General features: G+C 55.9%; 1 protein-coding gene. It reads right to left on the bottom strand.

What is annotated here, in order from left to right; translation table 11 throughout:
* Positions 1-83 precede the first annotated feature (83 nt).
* Complete coding sequence (locus FQ187_RS29825) at positions 84-1,181, bottom strand: polyamine ABC transporter substrate-binding protein (protein ID WP_149632223.1); 1,098 nt, start codon at positions 1,179-1,181, stop codon at positions 84-86.
* Between the last annotated feature and the right edge of the window lie 286 nt (positions 1,182-1,467).

The raw sequence follows: 1,467 nt of genomic DNA, 5'->3' as shown, positions 1-1,467 counted from the left end.
TTGATCTTGATCCGGAAAAAACAAGATCAAAAGATCGCAGCCTCGTTGCACTCGACAGCTCCTACAGAAGCCGATTTTCGTGGTTATTTACCGAGCTTCACCCGAGTCCAGCCGCGGGTCATCACCCGCTGAACGCCGATCGGCATATCCGGAATGGCATACAACGTCGCCATCACAGCCTGCGACGGATACGACCCCGGATCGTCCCGAATCGCTTCATCCACCAAAGGCGTGGCCGCCGCGTTGGCGTTGCTGTAGCCGATGTTGTTGGTGATCTCGGCGATGACGTCCGGGCGCATCAGGAAGTTCATGAACAGGTAAGCGTTCTCGACGTTCGCTGCGTCCCGGGGGATTGCGACCATGTCGTAGAAACTGCCCGCGCCTTCCTTGGGAATGCTGTAATCGACCTTCACCTTATCGCCAGCTTCTTGGGCGCGCGCCTTGGCTTGCAGTACATCACCGGAGTAACCGACCGCCACGCAGATGTTGCCGTTGGCCAGGTCCGAGATGTATTTCGAGGAATGGAAGTACGCCACCGAAGGACGAATCTTCATGAACAGCGCTTCAGCTTCGGCAATCTGCTCCTTGTTCTGCGAGTTCACCGGGTAACCCAGATAGTGCAGGGCGGCCGGGAGCATTTCCGTCGGCGAATCAAGGAAACTGATGCCGCATGCTTTCAGCTTGGCGGCGTTTTCCGGTTTGAACAGCAAGTCCCAGGAGTTGGTCGGTGCATTGCTGCCGAGCACTTCCTTGACCTTGTCCGGGTTGAAGCCGATGCCGATCGAGCCCCACATGTACGGGAAGGCGTGACCGTTATTCGGGTCGCTGGCGGAAGCATTTTTCAGCAGGACCGGGTTGAGGTTTTTCCAGTTCGGCAGCTTCGACTTATCCAGTTCCTGATAGACGCCAGCCTTGATCTGCTTGGCCAGGAAACTGTTGGACGGCACGACGATGTCGTAGCCGGATTTACCGGCGAGCAGCCGTGCCTCAAGGGTTTCATTGCTGTCAAACACATCGTAGGTCACGCGGATGCCGGTCTCGTCTTCGAACTTCTTGACGGTGTCCGGGGCGATGTAATCCGACCAGTTGTAGACGCGCAGTACCTTGTCATTGGCCTGGGCGCCGGTGGCCATTGCGCCCAATAAGGACAGTGTCAGCAGAGTCCTGCCAAACATTTTCATCGGTACAACTCCATTCTTTTTTATTCAGATACGCAAAACAATTGCAGTCTTGGGGCACCCCTTGTAGCAGCTGGCGAAGCCTGCGTTCGGCTGCGAAGCAGTCGTAAAACCTGCGAATTCAATCTTCCTGAAAGAACTGCAGTGTCTGAATTCACGACTGCTTCGCAGCCGAACGCAGGCTTCGCCAGCTGCTATGTATGGACTCGCCCCCACTGTCTACCCGCTTTTGAAAAACCGCCGCCCCGTTGCATCTATGTATCAGGCCTATTCGAAGAAGCCGTCTTCG

The sequence above is a fragment of the Pseudomonas sp. ANT_J28 genome, from assembly GCF_008370005.1.
In the GTDB taxonomy this organism is placed as follows: domain Bacteria; phylum Pseudomonadota; class Gammaproteobacteria; order Pseudomonadales; family Pseudomonadaceae; genus Aquipseudomonas; species Aquipseudomonas frigoris.
The sequence above is the reverse complement of the archived record's forward strand: the minus strand, read 5'-3'. Positions and strand labels throughout refer to the sequence as shown.